The sequence below is a fragment of the Castellaniella sp. genome (genome assembly GCF_047971665.1).
Taxonomy (GTDB): domain Bacteria; phylum Pseudomonadota; class Gammaproteobacteria; order Burkholderiales; family Burkholderiaceae_B; genus Castellaniella.
Map to the genome: position 1 here is coordinate 88,403 of NZ_JBKEAA010000011.1, position 18,094 is coordinate 106,496.

At 66.6% G+C, this 18,094-nt stretch carries 18 protein-coding genes; 11 read left to right on the plus strand and 7 right to left on the minus strand.

Going from position 1 to position 18,094, the window contains the following annotated elements; all coding sequences use genetic code 11:
- Positions 1 to 906 (plus strand): acetylglutamate kinase, encoded by a 906-nt coding sequence (gene argB, locus ACK5JE_RS02985; RefSeq protein ID WP_416800229.1) that lies wholly within the window; start codon positions 1 to 3, stop codon positions 904 to 906.
- Between the two features lie 31 nt (positions 907 to 937).
- Positions 938 to 1,687: a pyrimidine 5'-nucleotidase gene (locus ACK5JE_RS02990; protein ID WP_416800230.1), complete on the plus strand. Its 750-nt coding sequence runs from the start codon at positions 938 to 940 to the stop codon at positions 1,685 to 1,687.
- Here ACK5JE_RS02990 and ACK5JE_RS02995 read toward each other — a convergent pair.
- The 4 genes from ACK5JE_RS02995 to gpmA all read right to left on the minus strand — a co-directional run bounded on the left by ACK5JE_RS02995 (position 1,617) and on the right by gpmA (position 6,320).
- Entirely contained in the window at positions 1,617 to 2,414 is a 798-nt protein-coding gene (locus ACK5JE_RS02995) for a HesA/MoeB/ThiF family protein (RefSeq protein WP_416800277.1), read from the minus strand. The genes ACK5JE_RS02990 and ACK5JE_RS02995 overlap by 71 nt on opposite strands.
- Complete coding sequence (locus ACK5JE_RS03000; RefSeq protein ID WP_416800231.1) at positions 2,414 to 3,946, minus strand: S41 family peptidase; 1,533 nt, start codon at positions 3,944 to 3,946, stop codon at positions 2,414 to 2,416. The genes ACK5JE_RS02995 and ACK5JE_RS03000 overlap by 1 nt, the downstream gene beginning before the upstream one ends.
- 186 nt (positions 3,947 to 4,132) lie before the next feature.
- A complete protein-coding gene (locus ACK5JE_RS03005; RefSeq protein WP_416800232.1) occupies positions 4,133 to 5,557 on the minus strand; it encodes a murein hydrolase activator EnvC family protein in 1,425 nt (474 codons plus the stop codon).
- 10 nt (positions 5,558 to 5,567) lie between these two features.
- On the minus strand, positions 5,568 to 6,320 hold the full coding sequence (gene gpmA, locus ACK5JE_RS03010) for a 2,3-diphosphoglycerate-dependent phosphoglycerate mutase (protein ID WP_416800233.1): 753 nt from the start codon (positions 6,318 to 6,320) through the stop codon (positions 5,568 to 5,570).
- Positions 6,321 to 6,408: 88 nt separating this feature from the next.
- Between gpmA and ACK5JE_RS03015 the strand changes: the two genes are divergently transcribed.
- From ACK5JE_RS03015 to ACK5JE_RS03030, 4 genes are read left to right on the plus strand one after another with little or no spacing between them, the layout of a single operon-like run.
- The gene (locus ACK5JE_RS03015; RefSeq protein WP_416800234.1) at positions 6,409 to 6,819 is read left to right on the plus strand and encodes a rhodanese-like domain-containing protein; all 411 of its coding nucleotides are present in this window, start codon (positions 6,409 to 6,411) and stop codon (positions 6,817 to 6,819) included.
- A gap of 15 nt (positions 6,820 to 6,834) precedes the next feature.
- Complete coding sequence (grxC, locus tag ACK5JE_RS03020) at positions 6,835 to 7,092, plus strand: glutaredoxin 3 (RefSeq protein ID WP_416800235.1); 258 nt, start codon at positions 6,835 to 6,837, stop codon at positions 7,090 to 7,092.
- Between the two features lie 51 nt (positions 7,093 to 7,143).
- Entirely contained in the window at positions 7,144 to 7,653 is a 510-nt protein-coding gene (gene secB / locus ACK5JE_RS03025; RefSeq protein WP_416800236.1) for a protein-export chaperone SecB, read from the plus strand.
- A 19-nt stretch (positions 7,654 to 7,672) separates the two neighbouring features.
- The gene (locus tag ACK5JE_RS03030; RefSeq protein WP_416800237.1) at positions 7,673 to 8,713 is read left to right on the plus strand and encodes an NAD(P)H-dependent glycerol-3-phosphate dehydrogenase; all 1,041 of its coding nucleotides are present in this window, start codon (positions 7,673 to 7,675) and stop codon (positions 8,711 to 8,713) included.
- A gap of 444 nt (positions 8,714 to 9,157) precedes the next feature.
- Here ACK5JE_RS03030 and ACK5JE_RS03035 read toward each other — a convergent pair whose 3' ends face one another.
- A complete protein-coding gene (locus tag ACK5JE_RS03035) occupies positions 9,158 to 9,628 on the minus strand; it encodes a tRNA (cytidine(34)-2'-O)-methyltransferase (protein WP_416800238.1) in 471 nt (156 codons plus the stop codon).
- A 113-nt stretch (positions 9,629 to 9,741) separates the two neighbouring features.
- Positions 9,742 to 10,488: a ComF family protein gene (locus tag ACK5JE_RS03040; RefSeq protein ID WP_416800239.1), complete on the minus strand. Its 747-nt coding sequence runs from the start codon at positions 10,486 to 10,488 to the stop codon at positions 9,742 to 9,744.
- Between the two features lie 75 nt (positions 10,489 to 10,563).
- Here ACK5JE_RS03040 and ACK5JE_RS03045 point away from each other — a divergent pair, with 75 nt between their 5' ends.
- Complete coding sequence (locus ACK5JE_RS03045) at positions 10,564 to 11,520, plus strand: methyltransferase domain-containing protein (RefSeq protein WP_416800240.1); 957 nt, start codon at positions 10,564 to 10,566, stop codon at positions 11,518 to 11,520.
- A gap of 17 nt (positions 11,521 to 11,537) precedes the next feature.
- Here ACK5JE_RS03045 and rimO read toward each other — a convergent pair whose 3' ends face one another.
- Positions 11,538 to 12,860, minus strand: a complete 1,323-nt coding sequence (gene rimO, locus ACK5JE_RS03050; RefSeq protein WP_416800241.1) for a 30S ribosomal protein S12 methylthiotransferase RimO — start codon at positions 12,858 to 12,860, stop codon at positions 11,538 to 11,540.
- 110 nt (positions 12,861 to 12,970) lie between these two features.
- On the opposite strand from rimO, the gene rsmB reads away from it, so the two are divergent.
- From rsmB to ACK5JE_RS03070, 4 genes are all read left to right on the plus strand, one after another.
- Positions 12,971 to 14,302: a 16S rRNA (cytosine(967)-C(5))-methyltransferase RsmB gene (gene rsmB, locus ACK5JE_RS03055; protein WP_416800278.1), complete on the plus strand. Its 1,332-nt coding sequence runs from the start codon at positions 12,971 to 12,973 to the stop codon at positions 14,300 to 14,302.
- A gap of 160 nt (positions 14,303 to 14,462) precedes the next feature.
- Complete coding sequence (locus tag ACK5JE_RS03060) at positions 14,463 to 15,032, plus strand: DUF4390 domain-containing protein (RefSeq protein WP_416800242.1); 570 nt, start codon at positions 14,463 to 14,465, stop codon at positions 15,030 to 15,032.
- Entirely contained in the window at positions 15,032 to 17,365 is a 2,334-nt protein-coding gene (locus tag ACK5JE_RS03065; protein ID WP_416800279.1) for an ATP-binding protein, read from the plus strand. Before ACK5JE_RS03060 ends, ACK5JE_RS03065 begins: the two co-directional genes overlap by 1 nt.
- A 6-nt stretch (positions 17,366 to 17,371) precedes the next feature.
- On the plus strand, positions 17,372 to 18,088 hold the full coding sequence (locus ACK5JE_RS03070; RefSeq protein WP_416800243.1) for a response regulator: 717 nt from the start codon (positions 17,372 to 17,374) through the stop codon (positions 18,086 to 18,088).
- The last annotated feature ends 6 nt before the right edge of the window (positions 18,089 to 18,094 follow it).

Genomic DNA, 18,094 nt, shown 5'->3' on the forward strand with positions numbered 1-18,094 from the left:
ATGACGAATACTGCCCAGGACACTCCTTCCCAAACATCGGCCTCCCTCAAGGCCGAGGTCCTCTCCGAGGCCCTGCCCTACATCCGCCGTTTCCACGGCAAGACCGTCGTCATCAAGTACGGCGGCAACGCCATGACCGACGAACACCTGCAACGCAGCTTCGCTCACGACGTGGTGCTGCTCAAGCTCGTCGGCCTGAACCCGGTGGTGGTGCATGGCGGCGGCCCGCAGATCAACAGCGCGCTCAAGCGCATCGGCAAGGAAGGCACCTTCATCCAGGGCATGCGCGTCACGGACGCCGAGACCATGGAAGTCGTCGAATGGGTGCTGGGCGGCCAGGTGCAGCAGGACATCGTCATGATGGTCAACGAGGCCGGCGGCAAGGCCGTGGGCCTGACCGGCAAGGACGGCGGCATGATCCAGGCGCACAAAAAACTCATGCCCGACCCGGAACACCCCGGCGAGATGCTGGACATCGGCTTCGTGGGTGACATCGAGCGGATCGAACCGGCGGTGGTCAAGGCGCTCCAGGATGACCAGTTCATCCCCATCATCTCATCCATCGGCTACGGCGAGGATGGCCAGGCCTACAACATCAACGCCGATGTCGTCGCCGGCAAGATGGCCGAGGTCCTGGGCGCCGAAAAACTCGTCATGCTGACCAACACGCCCGGCGTGCTGGACAAGAACGGCCAGCTGCTGCGCAGCCTGTCGGCCCAGACCATCGACACGCTGTTCCAGGACGGCACCCTCTCGGGCGGGATGCTGCCGAAAATCTCCTCGGCACTGGACGCCGCCCGCTACGGGGTGAACTCCGTGCACATCATCGATGGCCGGGTTCCGCATTGCCTGCTGCTGGAGATCCTGACGGATCGCGGCGTGGGCACCATGATCAGTTCGCACTGATGATGCTGCCGCGCCTGACCCGGCGGCTTGCATGAGCCCGTTGCGCGCGCCCAGCACCCTGCGGCGGCGGCGGGCGCTCCAGCCCGACGATCCGGTCTGGCTGTTCGACCTGGACAACACGCTGCACGATGCCTCACGCGGCATCTTCCGGGCCATCGACCAGCGCATGGGCGCCGCCGTTGCCCAGGCGCTGAACGTGCCCGCGGACGAGGCCGATGCCCTGCGCCTGCGCTACTGGCAGCGCTACGGCGCCACCGCCATCGGTCTGTCGCGTCATCACGGCGTGAACCTGCGCCAGTTCCTGGCGACCTGCCACGATTTCGACGTCGCGCCGCTGGTGCATGCGGAAACCGGCCTGGCCGCCCGCCTGCGCAGCCTGCCGGGCACGCGCATCGTGCTGACCAATGCCCCGGCCCACTACGCCCGCCGCGTGCTGAGCGCACTGGGCATCCTGCAGGAATTCGATGGCCTGTGGGCCATCGATCACATGATGCCGATGGGCCTGGCGCGTCCCAAGCCCTCGCAGGGCCTGATGCGCATGGTGGCCGCCCGGCTGGGTGTGCCCGCCCGCCGGATCATTCTGGTCGAGGATACCGAGCACAACCTGAAACCCGCCCGTCAGGCCGGCATGCGCACCGTCTGGCTCTATCATCCGGGCACGCCGTTTTCCCGCCAGCGGCGCGGCCGCAACCTGTACGTGGATGCGCGCTTCAACCGTCTGGGGTCGTTGCTGATGCAGGCGCGCGCCGGGCGCATACCGGGCAGGCAGGGTCGCGCCTGAAACGGATCGTATGCCACTGCATGCGCAGGGCATCGACCGACAGCAACCGCCCCACCAGAGGCTCGCCCATGCCGATGATGAGCTTGAGAGTCTCGGCGGCCTGCACACTGCCCACCATGCCCACCAGAGGCCCCAGCACCCCCGTGGTGGCGCAACGCAGTTCCTCGACATCATCGGCCTCGGGGAACAGGCAGTGGTAGCAGGGCGCTTCCGCGTCCCGCAAGTCGTAGACGCTGACCTGACCGGAAAATTTGATCGCCGCGCCGGAGACCAGCGGCTTGCGGGCCGCCACGCAGGCGCGGTTGATGGCATGCCGGGTGGCAAAATTATCGCTGCAATCGAGCACCACATCCGTCTCCAGGATCAGTTCGCGCAAGCGTGACTCACCCAGGCGTTCCACCAGCGCCTGTACCTGAACATCAGGATTCAGCGCCCGCAGGGCATCCCGTCCCGACTCGGCCTTGGGTCGCCCCAGCCCATCCATGGCATGCAGGATCTGGCGCTGCAGATTGCCGAGCTCGACGACATCGTCGTCGACCAGCGTCATCCGCCCGACACCGGCGGCGGCCAGATACAGCGCCGCCGGAGAGCCCAGCCCGCCCACGCCGACGATGAGCACCCGGGCCGCCAGCAGACGCTCCTGCCCCTCGATGCCCAGATCGTCGAGCAGAATGTGCCGGGCATACCGCGTCAGCCGTGCATCATCCAGGACGGGCGCATCCTCCATCACGGCACCTTGATCAGACCGTCTGGCGTGACGCGGTAGCGTTCGACCCCGTCTCCGCCAGCATCATTCAGGGTTTTTTTTTCTCGCTTGGCGGGCTTGCCGGCCGCATCGTTGCCGGTTTCAGTCGCGGGCCTGGCCGCCGGACCCGAGGCCGCCGCCGTGACGCTGGGCGGCTTGACCTGCGCGGGATCGGACTTCAGGATCGGGCGGCCCTGCAGGGCATTGACGGCCTGGCGCAGCTGCCAGTCGTCGGCGCCGCCGAATTCGAACATCCTGATCTCGCCCTGGACGAAGTCGCCATCATCCGGCTCGTCCGCCTCCGGGGACTCGGTCTGGCTTTCCAGGTGGCGCTTGAGGTCGACCTCGCGCTGAATGCGGAACAGATTGCCAGCGGCGCTGTCGTCCACGACAACATCGGGAGAGACCCCCGTGTTCTGGATCGAGCGGCCGCTGGGCGTGTAATAGCGCGCCGTCGTGAGCTTGATGCCCGTGTCCTTGTCCAGTTGGAGCACGGACTGCACGGAGCCCTTGCCGAATGTCCGGTTGCCCATGATGCGGGCGCGCCTGTAGTCCTGCAAGGCCCCGGCCACGATCTCCGACGCCGACGCCGAGCCGACGTTGACCAGCACCACCATCGGCACGGTCCGCGTCCAGGCAGGCAGTTGGTCGCCCTCCTCGACACCATGGTTGCTATTCAGGGAACGGGCATAGAACTCCTCGTTCGAGGAGGGAATACGGCCCTTGGTGGACACGACCAGCTTGCCGGGCTCGATAAAGGCGGACGTCACCCCGATGGCGCCGTCCAGCAGGCCGCCGGGATCGTTGCGCAGGTCCAGCACCAGCCCCTTGGGCGCCTGTTTCCTGGACAGCGAGACCAGCATCCGCACCAGATCAGCGGTGGTCCGGTCCTGGAACTGGCTGATGCGCACGTAGGCAATGCCGTGGTCGAGCATTTTGCCGCGCACGCTGCGGGTCTTGATCATTTCCCGCACGATATGGAATTTCAGGGGCTTGGGACTGCCGGCGCGCTGAATCGTCAGATTGATCGCCGTACCGGGTTCGCCGCGCATTTTTTTCACCGTATCGTTCAGGGTCATGCCTTTGGTGGGCTCGCCATCGACATGCGTGATCAGGTCGCCGGTCAGGATGCCGGCGCGGGCTGCCGGCGTGTCCTCGATCGGCGCGATGACCTTGGGCATGCCGTCCTGGGTGCCGATCTCGATGCCCAGCCCACCGAAACCACCACGCGTGATGTCCTGCATCTGTTTGTAGGCTTCTTCGTCCAGATAGACCGAATGCGGGTCCAGATCCGCGAACAGACCCTTGATGGCATCGTCGATCAGCATCTGGTCGGTGACGGACTCGACGTAACTGGATTTGATCGCACCATAGACATTGGCGAACTGCTGCAACGCCTTGAGCGGCAGGGGTTCGCCCTTCTGGGCAACGGCCGAAATCCCGAGACTGACCAGGATGCCCCCCAGAAAGCCCGCCAGAACCCAGCTCAACGATCGTTTGTTTCGAGTGCTCATGCACGTTCCTAAGCGATGATCGGTTCGTCACGACAGCGCCATGCGCACATCGGACGACGGATGGTACATAGTACAGAAATTAAGCACGGAATTGGCTGCGGAAGACGCTTGCAGGCCGTTCGGATGAGCTTGCATGCCGCTCGGATGAAACAGGCGCGAAGTAGTCCGCAGGGACTATTTCATGTCCTATTTCATCCAGATTTCCGGGTTGATGGGGGCGCCCTGGTAGCGTAATTCGAAATACAGGCCGGGCTCGACCTGGCCACCGGTGGCGCCGACCCGGGCCACTTCGTCGCCACGCGCCACGACATCGCCGACCTGACGCAACAGGGTCTGGTTGTAGGCGTAGATACTGAGATACTGTTTGCCGTGATCGACGATCAGCAGGTTGCCGAAACCGCTGAGCCAGTGGGCGTACACCACACGGCCGGCGGCCACGACGCGCACCGGGGTGCCGGCCGCCGCGCGCAGCACGATCCCCCGCCACAGACCACCTTCGGGCCGCTGCGTGCCAAAACGGCCCTGGACCTCACCCGCGACGGGATGCGGCAGTCCCTTGCTCAGTCCGGCAAAACCGCCCTCCGGCACGCTGCGGACAGCGACAGCATTCTTTGACCCCTCGTCTTCAGGGGGAGGAGGCTCGTCCGGTTTTTCGTCCGGTTGTGTCGCATGCGTGCCCCCATCGCGCGCCTGACGCGCCTGCTCGGCAGCCCGCGCCTGCGCAAGACGTTCTTTTTCGGCCCGGACACGTTCGGCCTGCTCTCGCGCCCGCCGCTCGGCCTCGGCTTTCAGGGCAGCCTGACGCCTGGCCTCGGCGCGGGCAATCTCGGTATCCAGATTCTCGATCAGATCGCCCAGGCGCGCATCGCGCGCCTGGAGCCGCCTGGCCCGGCCGCGTTCCTCGTCGAGCCGGGCCCGGATCTTGTCCAGCACCTCACGGCGCTGCGCCTGCTGAGCCTGCAACGCCTGACGGCGCGTCTGGACATCCGCCCGGACCGTCTCCAGATCCCGGCGGCTCTCATCGGTCTGCTGCCTCAGCTTGGCCAGCCGGTCCAGCGTGGCCTGCAAGGCATCGAGCGCTTCGGTGCGGGATCGGGTGACATAGGCCAGCCAGGCCAGCTCGCGGCCGATCTCCTGGGGATCCCGTCCGGAAAGCAGCGCGGTCCAGGGCGACAGGCCACTGGCGTACTGGGCGCGCAACTGGGCGGCCAGCGCCTCTTGCTGCAAGCGGAGTTCCTCGGACTGCTGTCCACGGGCGGCATCCAGCCGGGTCAGCGTGCTCTCCAGCGCCGTCTGCCGCTGATCCAGCTCGACCAGCTCGCGGCTGATGTCCGAAATGGCCTGTTCGGAGGCCTGCAGCGCCCGGCTGGCATCCTCGCGCGAGGACTCGGACGACTCGATGCGCTTTTGCAGCGCATTGATCTGTTCACGCAAGGCAGCCCGATCCTCGCGGGCGCGCGCCTGGCGGGATTCCAGGTCGGAGGGCGCCGCAGCCGCCGAAGTGGCCAGGGCGGCGGCCAGGCACAACATCAGTCCCGGCCGGCCGCACAAGCGCAGCACATCGACGACACGCATGCTCGGGCGCAGGCCGGCCCAGGCGATGAGGTTCATGAACCGGGTCCTAGCCCGCCTGCGCCTTGCCCTGATTGGCCACTGCCTGCATCGCGGCGCGGATCTGATCCTCGTCGCCCAGGTAGTAGTGGCGCAAGGGGCGCAGTTCGTCGTCCAGCTCGTAGACCAGCGGCTGACCCGTCGGAATATTCAGGTCGATGATGTCCTCGTCCGAAATCCCGTCCAGATGCTTGATCAGCGCGCGCAGGCTGTTGCCATGCGCCGAGATCAGCACCCGCCGCCCGGAACGGATCGCGGGGGCGATGGACTCGTTCCAGAACGGCACCACCCGCTCGACCGTGTCGCGCAGGCACTCCGTGGCCGGGAGCTCGTTGGCCGGCACCCGGCGGTAGCGGGCATCGAAACGGGGGTGGCGCGGATCATCCTCGGCCAGAGGCTCCGGCGCGATCGCGTAGGCGCGCCGCCATTGCAGCACCTGGGCCTCACCATAGCGGGCGGCCGTCTCGGCCTTGTTCAGGCCCTGCAGCGCTCCGTAGTGGCGCTCGTTGAGCCGCCAGTGCAGACCGATGGGCGTGTGCATGGCGTCCATCGCATCCAGCGCGATCCACAGCGTGCGGATGGCCCGCTTGAGGACCGAAGCATAGGCCAGGTCGAACACATAGCCCTGGGCGCGCAGCAGTTCGCCCGCCAGACGCGCCTGCTCGCGACCGGTCTCCGTGAGGTCCACATCGGTCCAGCCCGTGAAGCGGTTTTCGAGATTCCATTGACTTTCGCCATGGCGCATGAGTACCAGTTTGTGCATGATGGGCAAACCCGCAAAGTCCAAAACTGCCGACCATTTTATAATCCCCGGGCTTTCTTTTTTTCCGATCCCTGTCACAGGAACCGTCGTGGACTTCTTACTCAGCCAGAACAACCTCTGGATTCTGCTCATCGCCCTGGCCTCGGGCGGCCTGTTGCTATGGCCCAGCCTGTCCAAAGGCCGCTCGACCGGACGCGTCACCCTGGCCGAGGCCATCCGCCAGGTCAACCAGGAACAAGGCCTGTTCGTGGACATACGCCCCGCCGATCAATTCAAGACCGGCGCCATCCCTCAGGCCCGCAACATCCCCCTGGATACGCTGGACGCGCACGTCAACAGCCTGCCCAAGGACAAACCGCTCGTTCTGATCGACGCGCATGGACGCGACGGCGCCAAAGCCGTGTCCCAATTGCGCAAGCATGGCTTCGATCGGGTATCCTGCCTCGACGGCGGGCTGAACGCCTGGACCGAAGGCGGTCTGCCCCTGAAAAAATCCTGACAGGAATCCATCTCCATGGCCCAAGTCACCATGTACTGCACCGCAGTGTGCCCCTATTGCGTCCGCGCCGAAATGCTGCTCAAACAGCGCGGCGTCACCGACATCAACAAAATCTTCATCGACCGTGACCCGGCTCAGCGTTCCATCATGATGGAACGCACGGGCCGTCGCACCGTCCCGCAGATCTATATCGACGAGCGCCACATCGGCGGATTTGACGATCTCTCGGCCCTGGACCGCGCTGCCGGCCTGCTGCCCCTGCTGCAGGCCTGATCCAGCGCGGCGCCCAGCCGCCCCACACCCCTCATCACACCGGAGTCTCTCATGACCGACGAAAACCAAACCCAGAACAGCGACGCCCCCAGCTTTGGCCTGCAACGCACCTACGTCAAGGACCTGTCGCTGGAAATGCCCAACGCCCCGGAGATCTTCCTCGAACAGGAAGGCCCGACCGTCGAGGTCTCCATCCAGGTCGGCGGCCAGCGACTGGCCGAGACCGTGTTCGAATCCTCGGTGACCGCCACCGTGACCACCCGCATCGGCGACAAGGTCCTGTATCTGATCGAACTCACCCAGGCCGGCATTTTCGAGGCCGCCAACATTCCGGCCGACCAGCTCGACCCGCTGCTGGGCATCGTCTGCCCGACCATGCTCTACCCCTACCTGCGTTCCAGCGTTGCCGACGCCATCACGCGCACCTCGCTGCCGCCGCTGCACCTGAGCGAAATGAACTTCCAGGCCCTGTACGAGCAACGTCTGGCGCAACAGCAGGCCGACGCGCCGGCCCAGGAACAAGACGCCGGCCTGATCCTGCCTCCCGGCGCGCGCAACTGATCGACAGGATCCGCACGCCATGACGCCGGTCCGGCTCTGCGTCCTGGGCGCGGGCAGCTGGGGTACCGCCCTGGCGGCCCTGGCCTGCGCGCGATCCAACACCCTGATCTGGGCCCGCGACCCTGATCAAGCGCGGGCCATCGACCAGCAGCACCGCAATCCGCGCCACCTGCCCGACATCGCTCTGCCGCCCGCCCTGCGGGCGACCGGCGATTTCGACGCCGCACTGGCGCATGTGCTGGACGGCCCCGAACCAGCCGACCGCCTGATCGTCCTGGGCGTGCCGATGGTGGGGCTGACCGACGTCTGCCAGCGTATCGCGCAGGCGCTGCCAGCCCGCACGCCGGACACTTCGCCGGTCCATCTCCTGTGGACCTGCAAGGGCATCACGCCCGACACCCGCCAATGGCCACATCAGATCGTGGCCCGGACGCTGTCCGGCATCGCCGGCTTGCGCACGGGCGTCCTGTCCGGCCCCTCCTTCGCCCGCGAGGTCGCGCAAGGCCTGCCGGTCGCGCTGACGGTAGCCGGCCACGACCCGGACACGGCCCGCGCCGCCCAGGCAGCATTCCATGGCACCCGGGCGCGCATCTACGGCACCCGGGACGTCATGGGGGTGGAGGTCGGCGGCGCTCTGAAAAACGTCATGGCCATTGCCTGCGGCATCAGCGATGGCCTGCGGCTGGGCACCAATGCCCGGGCCGCCCTGATCACGCGCGGGCTGGCGGAAATCCAGCGTCTGGGCGTGACCCTGGGCGGCCAGGCGGACACCTTCACCGGTCTGACGGGGCTGGGCGATCTGGTGCTGACCGCCACCGGCGAGCTGTCCCGCAACCGCCAGGTGGGGGTCGCCATCGGCCAGGGCCGGACATTGGACGAGATCCTGGCCGGTGGAATGACCGCCGAAGGCGTCCGCTGCGTACGCGCCGCTCAGGCGCTCGGCCGTCAGCACGGACTGGATCTGCCCATCACCGATGCCGTCTGCAGCGTTCTGTTCGACGGCGTCGCGCCGCCCCAGGCCGTCGCCGCCCTGCTGGCCCGCGACCCGCGCGACGAGTGATGTCCCCTGTCGGGTCCGCAAACAGGGTTTCAATCGACAGAACCGGCGCTGCAACAGCGCCCCGAATGAATGTACTTGCAGATCGTTGCCGGACAGCACCGCGTCGTAGTTCAGCGCCAGATCGAGCACCGGCTGCAGGCTTTGCAGCGTCTGGCCATCCACGCCCGGGTTCTGGCTGGTGGGGCCGCCCTTGTCATCATCCAGGCCATCGGGCCAGGCGCAGGGCAAGCCCAGCGAGGGCGTGAAGGTGAGCGCCGAAGTCATGGGCTTGCCCCGCTCCTGCGGACAGATCAGCTGGCATGATGATGCCTGGAGAACGAAGCCCTTGGCAACGGGGCACCAACGAAAATACGAATCGACTTGTCCGACAACAGCTTATATCTTGTCACCGTAGTGTCGGGTTAATTTGAGGTCAACACAGCGAAAAGCCATGCCTGACACGGGCTACACTCCGCCCGCATAGCCCGTCTGCCGCCAGGCCTCAAAAACCGTAATCGCCACGGCGTTGGACAGGTTCAGACTGCGCTGCTGCGGCTGCATGGGCAGGCGGATGCGCTGCGCCGGGGGAAAGACGGCCAGCTGCCCAGCCGACAGGCCGGCAGTTTCCCGCCCGAACACGAACACATCCCCCGGCCGGAATGCATGCCCGCCGATCGGAGACGATCCGCGCGTGGTCAGTGCAAAGCGACGCGCCGGATCCCCGCCGATCGCCGCCAACGCTTCGTCCAGGCCGTCGTGCACCCGTATGCGCGCCCACTCGTGGTAATCCAGGCCCGCGCGCCGCATGCGCGCATCGTCCAGCGCAAACCCCAGAGGCTGCACCAGATGCAGCCAGGTCCCCGTATTGGCCGCCAGGCGGATCACATTGCCAGTGTTGGGAGGAATTTCGGGCTCGACGAGAACGACATGGAACATGAGACAGAATCGACTGAAATGAGACGGGATCGACAGGAGCGGCACGACGGGTCGCGATGGCCCGGAAAAGCGCCGTACTCGTTTGCATCGCACGGCGGGCCAACCAGCGGAATCTATTGTAAGACCCGACTATCTGGTGATCTGCAAACGCGCAGGCTCACGGCACGGGCCAGCACCCAGCCCTCGACCTGTGCGGCTCCTGCTGCCTTCAACGTCATCGCCACCGCCTGCAGCGTCGCGCCCGTGGTCAAGACGTCGTCCACCACCGCGATCCGCCGACCCGCCAACCCACCCGCGATGCCGCAGGCAAATACGTCCGCCTGGGCCTGCAGGCGCAGCGCGCGATCTCGCCCCACCTGCCGCGTCCCTTCGCGCAGCCGCCGCACGCCGTCCAGACGATAGCGCAGCCTCAGCCGCCGGGCCAGCAGGCGGGCGACCTCGGCGGGCGGGCTGAAACCGCGCCGCCGCAGCCCCTCGCGTCTGGCGGGCACCGGCACGATCCAGTCCGGCCAAGACATGCGCGGCCCGGCAGCGCGCACAGCTTGCACCAGCCGATCCGCCAGCAGCCACGTCAGGGCCAAGTGGCCATGAAACTTGTAATCGTGGATCAGGTCCCGGCCCAACCCGACATAGTCGAACGCTGCCACGACGCTGTCGCAGGCCATGGCCACGGAGCCGCAATCAGGGCAGTGCCCGCCAATCAGCGGATGCGCACAGCGCCGGCAGCGAGGCAACGCCCTGTCCGGCTGCAGGCGTGTCAGACAGGCGGAACACAAGCTCTGACCGGTCATGCGCCGTCCACACCCTGGACAATCCGCCGGAATCCAGTCGCGCCAGCGGTACAGCGGCAGATGCAGCATAATGCACGTGTCCTTTTGCAGGAAATCTCCATCACAGCACGCTTCGGACCGCTCCGGAGCCAGCCTTGATCGTTTATGCCACAGCTTCCCCGTTTGCCCATCGACTCCCGGACCGTGACGCGCCAGTTCGCCCGGCGCGCGCCGCTGGACGCCCCGCAATTCCTGTACGGTGAAATCGCCCAGCGCATGCTGCGCCGCCTGAGCTACATCCGCATCCAGCCGCACAACATTCTGGACGCGGGTTGCGGCGCCGCTCACGCGCTGGATCCGCTGCGCGCCCGCTATCCCGAGCAGCACTACATCGGCCTGGACGCCTGCGGCGCGCTGCTGGACACAGCGCGTGAGCGCTACACAGCCAAGCCCGGTTTCTGGCACCGGCTCCGGAACAAGCCCACCCCGGCGGCCGATTTCCGTCAGGCGGACCTGGCCGAGACCGGACTGCCCGACGAAAGCCAGGATCTGATCTGGTCGAACCTGGCCCTGCACTGGCACCCGGAGCCTCATCTGGTGCTTCAGGAATGGCGCCGCGTCCTGCGCAACGACGCGCTGGCGATGTATTCCAGCCTGGGACCCGGCACCTTCCGCGAACTGCGCGAAGCCCTGGCCGAGGCCGACCTGGACACGCAACCCATGGCGTTCGTGGATATGCACGATTTCGGCGATCTGATGCTGCAAGTCGGTTTCGCCGATCCCGTCATGGATCAGGAAATCATCACCCTGACCTACCGCACTGCCGACAAACTGCTGCAAGACGTGCGCGCGCTGGGGGGCAACCCGCACCCCGGGCGCCGCCGCGGTCTACCGGGCCGCGCTTGGCGCGAACGCCTCATCCAGGCCCTTGAGCGCCGCCGCCACGCCGACGGCACGATTCACCTGAGTCTGGAAATCGCCTACGGACACGCCTGGCGCGTGGCCGCGCGGCGCGGCGTGTTCGGCGACCTGCCCGTGACCACGTTCAAGCGCGCTCAGCCGCTGACGCCCGGCAAGCCGCCCCCCCGCGTGGTGCCGCGCAAGCCGGACGAAAAAAGCTAAGGCCCTGTCCGTCCGGTTCAGACCGGCACCCCGTACAGGTCGTATTCGTCCGCGTCCTCGATCCGCACCTGGATCAGGTCACCCGGGGCGCGGCCCACCGCATCGCGCAGCAGCACACTGCCATCGATTTCCGGCGCGTCGGCCATGGACCGCGCCGTGGCGCCGCCATCCGCATCCACATCATCGACCAGCACCGTCAAGGTGCGGCCGACCCTGGCCGCCAGACGCTGGGTCGAGATCGCCTGCTGATGCGCCATGAAACGCGCCCAGCGCTCGGCCTTGACCTCGTCGGGCACGGGATCGGCCAGCTCGTTGGCGCACGCACCCTCGACCGGCGAATACTGGAAACAGCCGACGCGATCGAGCTGCGCCTGCGTCATCCAGTCCAGCAGGTACTGGAAATCCTCCTCCGTCTCGCCCGGAAAACCGACAATGAAGGTGGACCGCAGCGTCAAGTCCGGACAGGCTTCCCGCCACTGGTGAATGCGCGCCAGGGTCCGGTCCTCGAAAGCAGGACGTTTCATGGTCCGCAGAATGCGCGGACTGGCATGCTGAAAGGGAATATCCAGATACGGCAGGATGCGGCCTTCGGCCATCAGGGGAATCAGTTCGTCGACGTGGGGGTAGGGATAGACATAGTGCATCCGCACCCAGACACCGAACTCTCCCAGGGCGCGCGCCAGCGCGGCCAATTGCGTCTTGACCGGGCGACCGTCCCAGAAGCCGGTGCGGTACTTGATGTCCACCCCGTACGCGCTGGTATCCTGGGAAATCACCAGCAGTTCCTTGACGCCGGCATCCACCAGACGCCGGGCCTCGCCCAGCACATCGCCGATTGGACGGCTGACCAGGCGGCCACGCATGGACGGAATGATGCAGAAGCTGCAATTGTGATTGCAGCCTTCCGAGATTTTCAGATAGGCATAGTGACGCGGCGTCAGGCGGATGCCCTGAGGCGGCACCAGATCCACATACGGGTCGTGCGGCCGCTCGTGCGGCGCGGCTTCGTGCACGGCGCGCACCACCTGCTCGTACTGCTGCGGCCCGGTGACGGCCAGCACGGCCGGATGCACGGTGCGGATCATGTCGGCCTCCACCCCCAGGCAGCCCGTGACGATGACCTTGCCGTTCTCCACGATGGCTTCGCCGATGGCGTCCAGGGACTCCGCCTTGGCGCTGTCGATGAAGCCACAGGTATTCACCACCACGACGTCGGCCCCCTCATAGTCGGGACTGATGGTGTAGCCGTCGGTGCGCAGCTGGGTCAGAATGCGCTCGGAATCGACCAGGGCCTTGGGACAGCCCAGACTGACGAAACCGACGCGGGGGGATTGGCTCATGAAGGACCTCGACGGGATAGAGCGACAACAGGATGGAGCGGGAAAACCCTTAATTTTATCCAATCGATGCTAAAGTCCCTGGACTCCTCTCTTTCTCCCCCTCGTTCTGGATCTCTTTCGTGCCGGAATCGCCACAATCTCCCGCCTTGTCCGCACAAATGCTGGCCGCCGCGCGCGCCATCCGGGCGGTGCTGGGCGGCCAGTCCCTGTCCGACGCGCTTGAATCGGCGCCTGCGGCACTGCGTCCCGCCGCTCAGGCGCTGTCCTTTCACGCCATGCGCCGGCTCGGCCATGCCCGGGCCGCGCGCGAGCAACTGGTGCCGCGTCGGCCGCCGGAGCGCCTGGTCGAGGCCCTGATCCTGCTGGGCCTGAGCCTGCTGGAGGCCAGCCTGAAGCAGGCCGAGGGCGAACACCCGCCCCCCGGCACGCCGATCTACCCCGAACATACCCTGGTCCATCAACTGGTCGAGGCGGCCATCGCCGACCGCCGCACACGGCCGGCCAAAGGCCTGATCAATGCCGTGCTGCGCCGCTACGGACGCGAACGGACGACCTTGAACGCCACGCTGCGCCAACAGCCCGAGGCCGAATGGAACCACCCCGAATGGTGGATCGAGACCGTGCGGACCGCCTGGCCGGACAGCTGGCAGACGATCCTGGCATCGGCCGACCGCTCCCCGCCCATGACGCTGCGCGCCAACCGCCGGCGCATCGATCGACACACCTTGCAGGCGCGCCTGGGCGAGGCCGGCCTGGACGCCCGTCCAGCGGGAGAGGACGGACTGATCCTGGACACGCCCCGTCCCGTGCGCGAAATCCCTGGCTACACCGAGGGCTGGTGGTCGGTGCAGGACCTGTCGGCCCAACTGGCCGCGCGCTTGCTGCCGCTGCGAGATGGCATGCGGGTGCTGGACGCCTGCGCGGCGCCCGGCGGCAAGACGGCCCACCTGCTGGAGCGCCATGCCTTGCGCCTGACGGCCCTGGACAGCGATGCCCAGCGGCTCGGGCGCGTCGCCGAGAACCTGCAACGCCTGGGACTGGCTTCACCCGATGTGTCCCTGCGCCATGCCGATGCCGCCCGGCCCGCCGACTGGCGGGCCACTCAGCCCTACGACGCCATCCTGGCCGACGTCCCCTGCACGGCATCGGGCGTGGTGCGCCGTCACCCCGACATCCGCTGGCTGCGCCGCGCCGACGATCTGACGCGCACAGCCGCCCTGCAGGCCCACATCGTGGACGCGCTGTGGCCCCTGCTGGCCCCCGGCGGCCACCTGCTGTATGCCACCTGCTCGATCTTTCCCCAGGAAGGCGAAACCCAGATCCGCGCGTTCCTGGACCGGCATCCACAGGCGCAGCGGTTGCCGGCGCCAGGCCATATCCTGCCGGCCGGCCCGGACGGCGGCGATGGCTTCTTCTACGCCCTGTTGCGCAAGCCGGCATGAAACGCAACGCCACTCGGGCGGTCTGCCCCCTCCCATACCCGATGCCCTCACGCGCGAAGCCGGTCGCGAGACTGGCGGCAGGCTGTCGCGGCTTGCGCTTTGGCGCCGGCTCAACAATACTGCGACTGTCTGAGACCTTCCGCGCCCTCGTCGCCAGCGCATGACACGCTTTCTGTTATTCCTGACCTGCAGCCTGCTGTTCCTGGCGTCCGCGACCGTCCGGGCCAACGACGAGCAGGTCGTCCGCATCGAGCCGATCCTGCGGCAAGGCCAGCTCCTGCTGGAGGCCGACATCAATTTCACCCTGAGCGATGAACTGCACGATGCCGCCCGCAAGGGACTCCCGCTGTATTTCACAGCGGACCTGGATATCGAACACCCGCGCTGGTGGTGGTTCGACAAGACGATCGTATCGCTCAGCCAGACCTGGCGCATCCAGTACAACGCCCTGACCCGCCAATGGCGGGTCGGCACCGGCGATCTGTCGCTGCCGGCCACTTCGCTGGACGAAGCGCTGGACCTGGTCCGCCACATCCGCGACTGGCCCCTCGCGAACGCCGACCAGTTCTCCCCCGGCCAGACCTACCAGGGCCGGTTGCGGCTGAGGCTGGACACCTCCCGCCTGGCCCGCCCTTTTCAGGTCGACGCGCTCAATAGCGCAACCTGGTCCCTGACGACCCCATGGAAAGACTTCACCTTTTCGATCTCAACCACAGCCCCCCGCGACTGATCCGCTGGGCGCTGCGTTCCGCGCTGCTGGTCGCCGCCGCCAGCGCGATCGCGCTGCTGGGCCTGCTGGTCTGGTCGACCGGCAACGCCTCGCGCTACGCCCAGCAGTACGACACGCTGCTGCTGCTCAACGGTGTGCTCGCCATCGCCCTGATGTCCTGGGTGACCATGCTCTCGATCCGGCTGGTGCGCCAGATCCGGCGGCGCCAGTTCGGCGCCCGGCTGACTGCTCGATTCACCCTGTATTTCACGCTGATCGGCATTCTGCCTGGTGTCCTGATCTACGTGCTGTCGGTGCAGTTCATGTCCCGGTCGATCGAGTCCTGGTTCAACGTCCGGGTCGATACCGCCCTCGAATCCGGCCTGAATCTGGGGCGCGCCGCGCTGGATGCCCAACTCACCGAGCTCAGCGGCCGGGCGCACACCATGGCCCTGCGGCTGAACACCGCCAGCGACGCCGAGACCGCCCTGCTGCTGACCACGCTGCGAGCCACCAACGAAATCGACGAGGCGATGGTCTTCACGGGCAACGGCCGCCTGGTCGCCTTTTCCTCGTCGGCCTTTGGTCAGTTGCTGCCGGATCTGCCGCCCAGCAGCGTCATGAACCAGTTGCGGGTCGCCCAAAGCTACGCCGCGGCCGAGGCAGACCCCGCCCTCGGCGACGGGCCGACCACCGACCAGTTGCACCTGCGCGTCGTCATTCCGCTGGCCTCATCGACCTCGGACCGGCTGGGCAACCCCATGAGTCTGGGCGGCGATTCGCGCTGGCTGCAAGTGATCCAGAGCGTACCCGAGCGGATCTCTCACAACGCCAATCAGGTTCAGCAGGGCTTTCGCGACTACCAGGAACTGGCCCTGTCGCGCCTGGGGCTGCGCAAGCTCTACGGCATCACCCTCACCCTGGCGCTGATCCTGGCGGTCTTTGCCGCCGTGGTCGCCGCGCTGGCCGTCTCGCGCCGGCTGGTCCGGCCCCTGCTGTCTCTGGCATCAGGCACCCAGGCCGTCGGCGTCGGCGACTACCGTCCCCTGCCCGAACCCCCGGCGCGCGACGAGGTCGGTCAGTTGACACGATCTTTCAATGCCATGACACGGCAGCTGGACGAGGCCCGCCAGATGGTCGACCGCCATCGCCGCCAGCTGGAACAAAGCAATCTGTACCTGGAATCGGTGCTCAGCAATCTGTCCTCCGGGGTGCTAGTGTTCGACCAGGCCTTTCGCCTGACGCTGTTCAACCAGGGCGCGCAGACCATCCTGGGCCTGGACCTGCGCACCGTCCAGGGCCGGCCCCTCGAAACTGCCGACGGCGCCCTGCCGCTCGCCAACCTGATCCGCCAGGCATTCTCCGCCCACGAGGCGGTCGAATCCACACGCCCCTATTGGCAGCAACAGTTCGAAGTCGAGCTCCAGTCGGCCCCCGACAATGAGCGCAAAAAACACATCGTCACACTGCTGGCCCGAGGCACCCGGCTGCTCATGGACGGCCATGAGGGCGGCTACCTGGTGGTGTTCGACGACATCAGCGAGGTGATCTCAGCCAACCGAACGGTCGCCTGGGGCGAGGTTGCCCGGCGGCTTGCCCACGAGATCAAGAACCCGCTCACGCCCATCCAGTTGTCCGCCGAGCGGCTGGCCATGAAACTGAACGACCGGCTGGCGCCGGACGATGCCGCCGTCCTGCAACGGTCCACCCAGACCATCGTCAACCAGGTGGCCTCCCTGAAACGCATGGTGGACGATTTCCGCGAATACGCCCGCACACCGCCCGCGCAGATGCAGGACATCGACCTGAACGCGTTGCTGACCGAGATCCTGACGCTGTACGGTTGGGACCCCGCCGAATCGACGACGCCGCCGGCGGCCCCTGGCGCAGCCCATGTCGACGCGCTGCTGTCGGCTGATCTGCCACTGATCCAGGGAGATCCGGCACAATTGCGCCAGGTGATCCACAATCTGCTGGCAAACGCCCGCGATGCCGCCTGTCAGCACGCCGCGCCCGGCACAGCCGAAATCCGTGTGCAGACCCGCCTGATCCGTCCTGCTGACGCATCAGGCCAGGCCAGCGTCCGGCTGACCGTCTCGGACAATGGCCCCGGGTTCGCCCCCGAGGTCCTGCATCGCGTCTTCGAGCCTTACGTGACGACCAAACCCACCGGCACCGGACTGGGGCTGGCCATCGTCAAGAAGATCATCGAAGAACACGCCGCCCAGGTGGACATTTCCAACCGGGCCGAGGGCGGTGCCCGCATTTCCATCCTGTTTTCCCGACTGGCAGCGGAACCGGAGTCGCTGGACGCGCCAAAACAAGCACAGGATAATACGCAAAACATTGGGTGAGGTGATATGGCCAGAATTCTGGTGGTGGATGACGAGATCGGCATCCGCGAACTGCTGTCTGAAATTCTCTACGACGAAGGTCACACGGTCGAACTTGCTGAAAACGCCGCGCAGGCCCGTGAATCCCGTCTCCGTCAACGCCCCGATCTGGTGCTGCTGGACATCTGGATGCCCGATATCGATGGAGTCAGTCTGCTCAAGGAATGGTCCAGCCAGGGGCTGCTGAACATGCCTGTCATCATGATGAGCGGCCATGCCACCGTGGACACGGCCGTCGAGGCGACCCGCATCGGCGCAGTCGACTTCCTGGAAAAACCCATCACCCTGCAGAAACTGCTGAAGACCGTGGCCGCCGGTCTCGCGCACCCCGTGATCCCGGCCTCGATGCGCAGCCGCACCGAGCGACCGGTAATGCCCGCAGCCGACCCGGTCTTCACCCAACCGCCCGCGCTGGCCGGCAGCCCCGCCATCGCGCCACCCGCACACACGACGCCCGTCGCAACCGCTCAGGACGATTCGCACCTGGGCCGGATCTCGCTCAACCAGCCGCTGCGCGAGGCCCGCGACGAATTCGAGCGGATCTACTTCGAATACCACCTGCTGCACGAAAATCACAGCATGACGCGGGTCTCCGAGCGGACCGGCCTGGAACGCACTCACCTGTACCGCAAACTGAAACAGCTCGGCATCGACACGTCACGCAAAAAATCCTCGAACGGCTGATCGGCC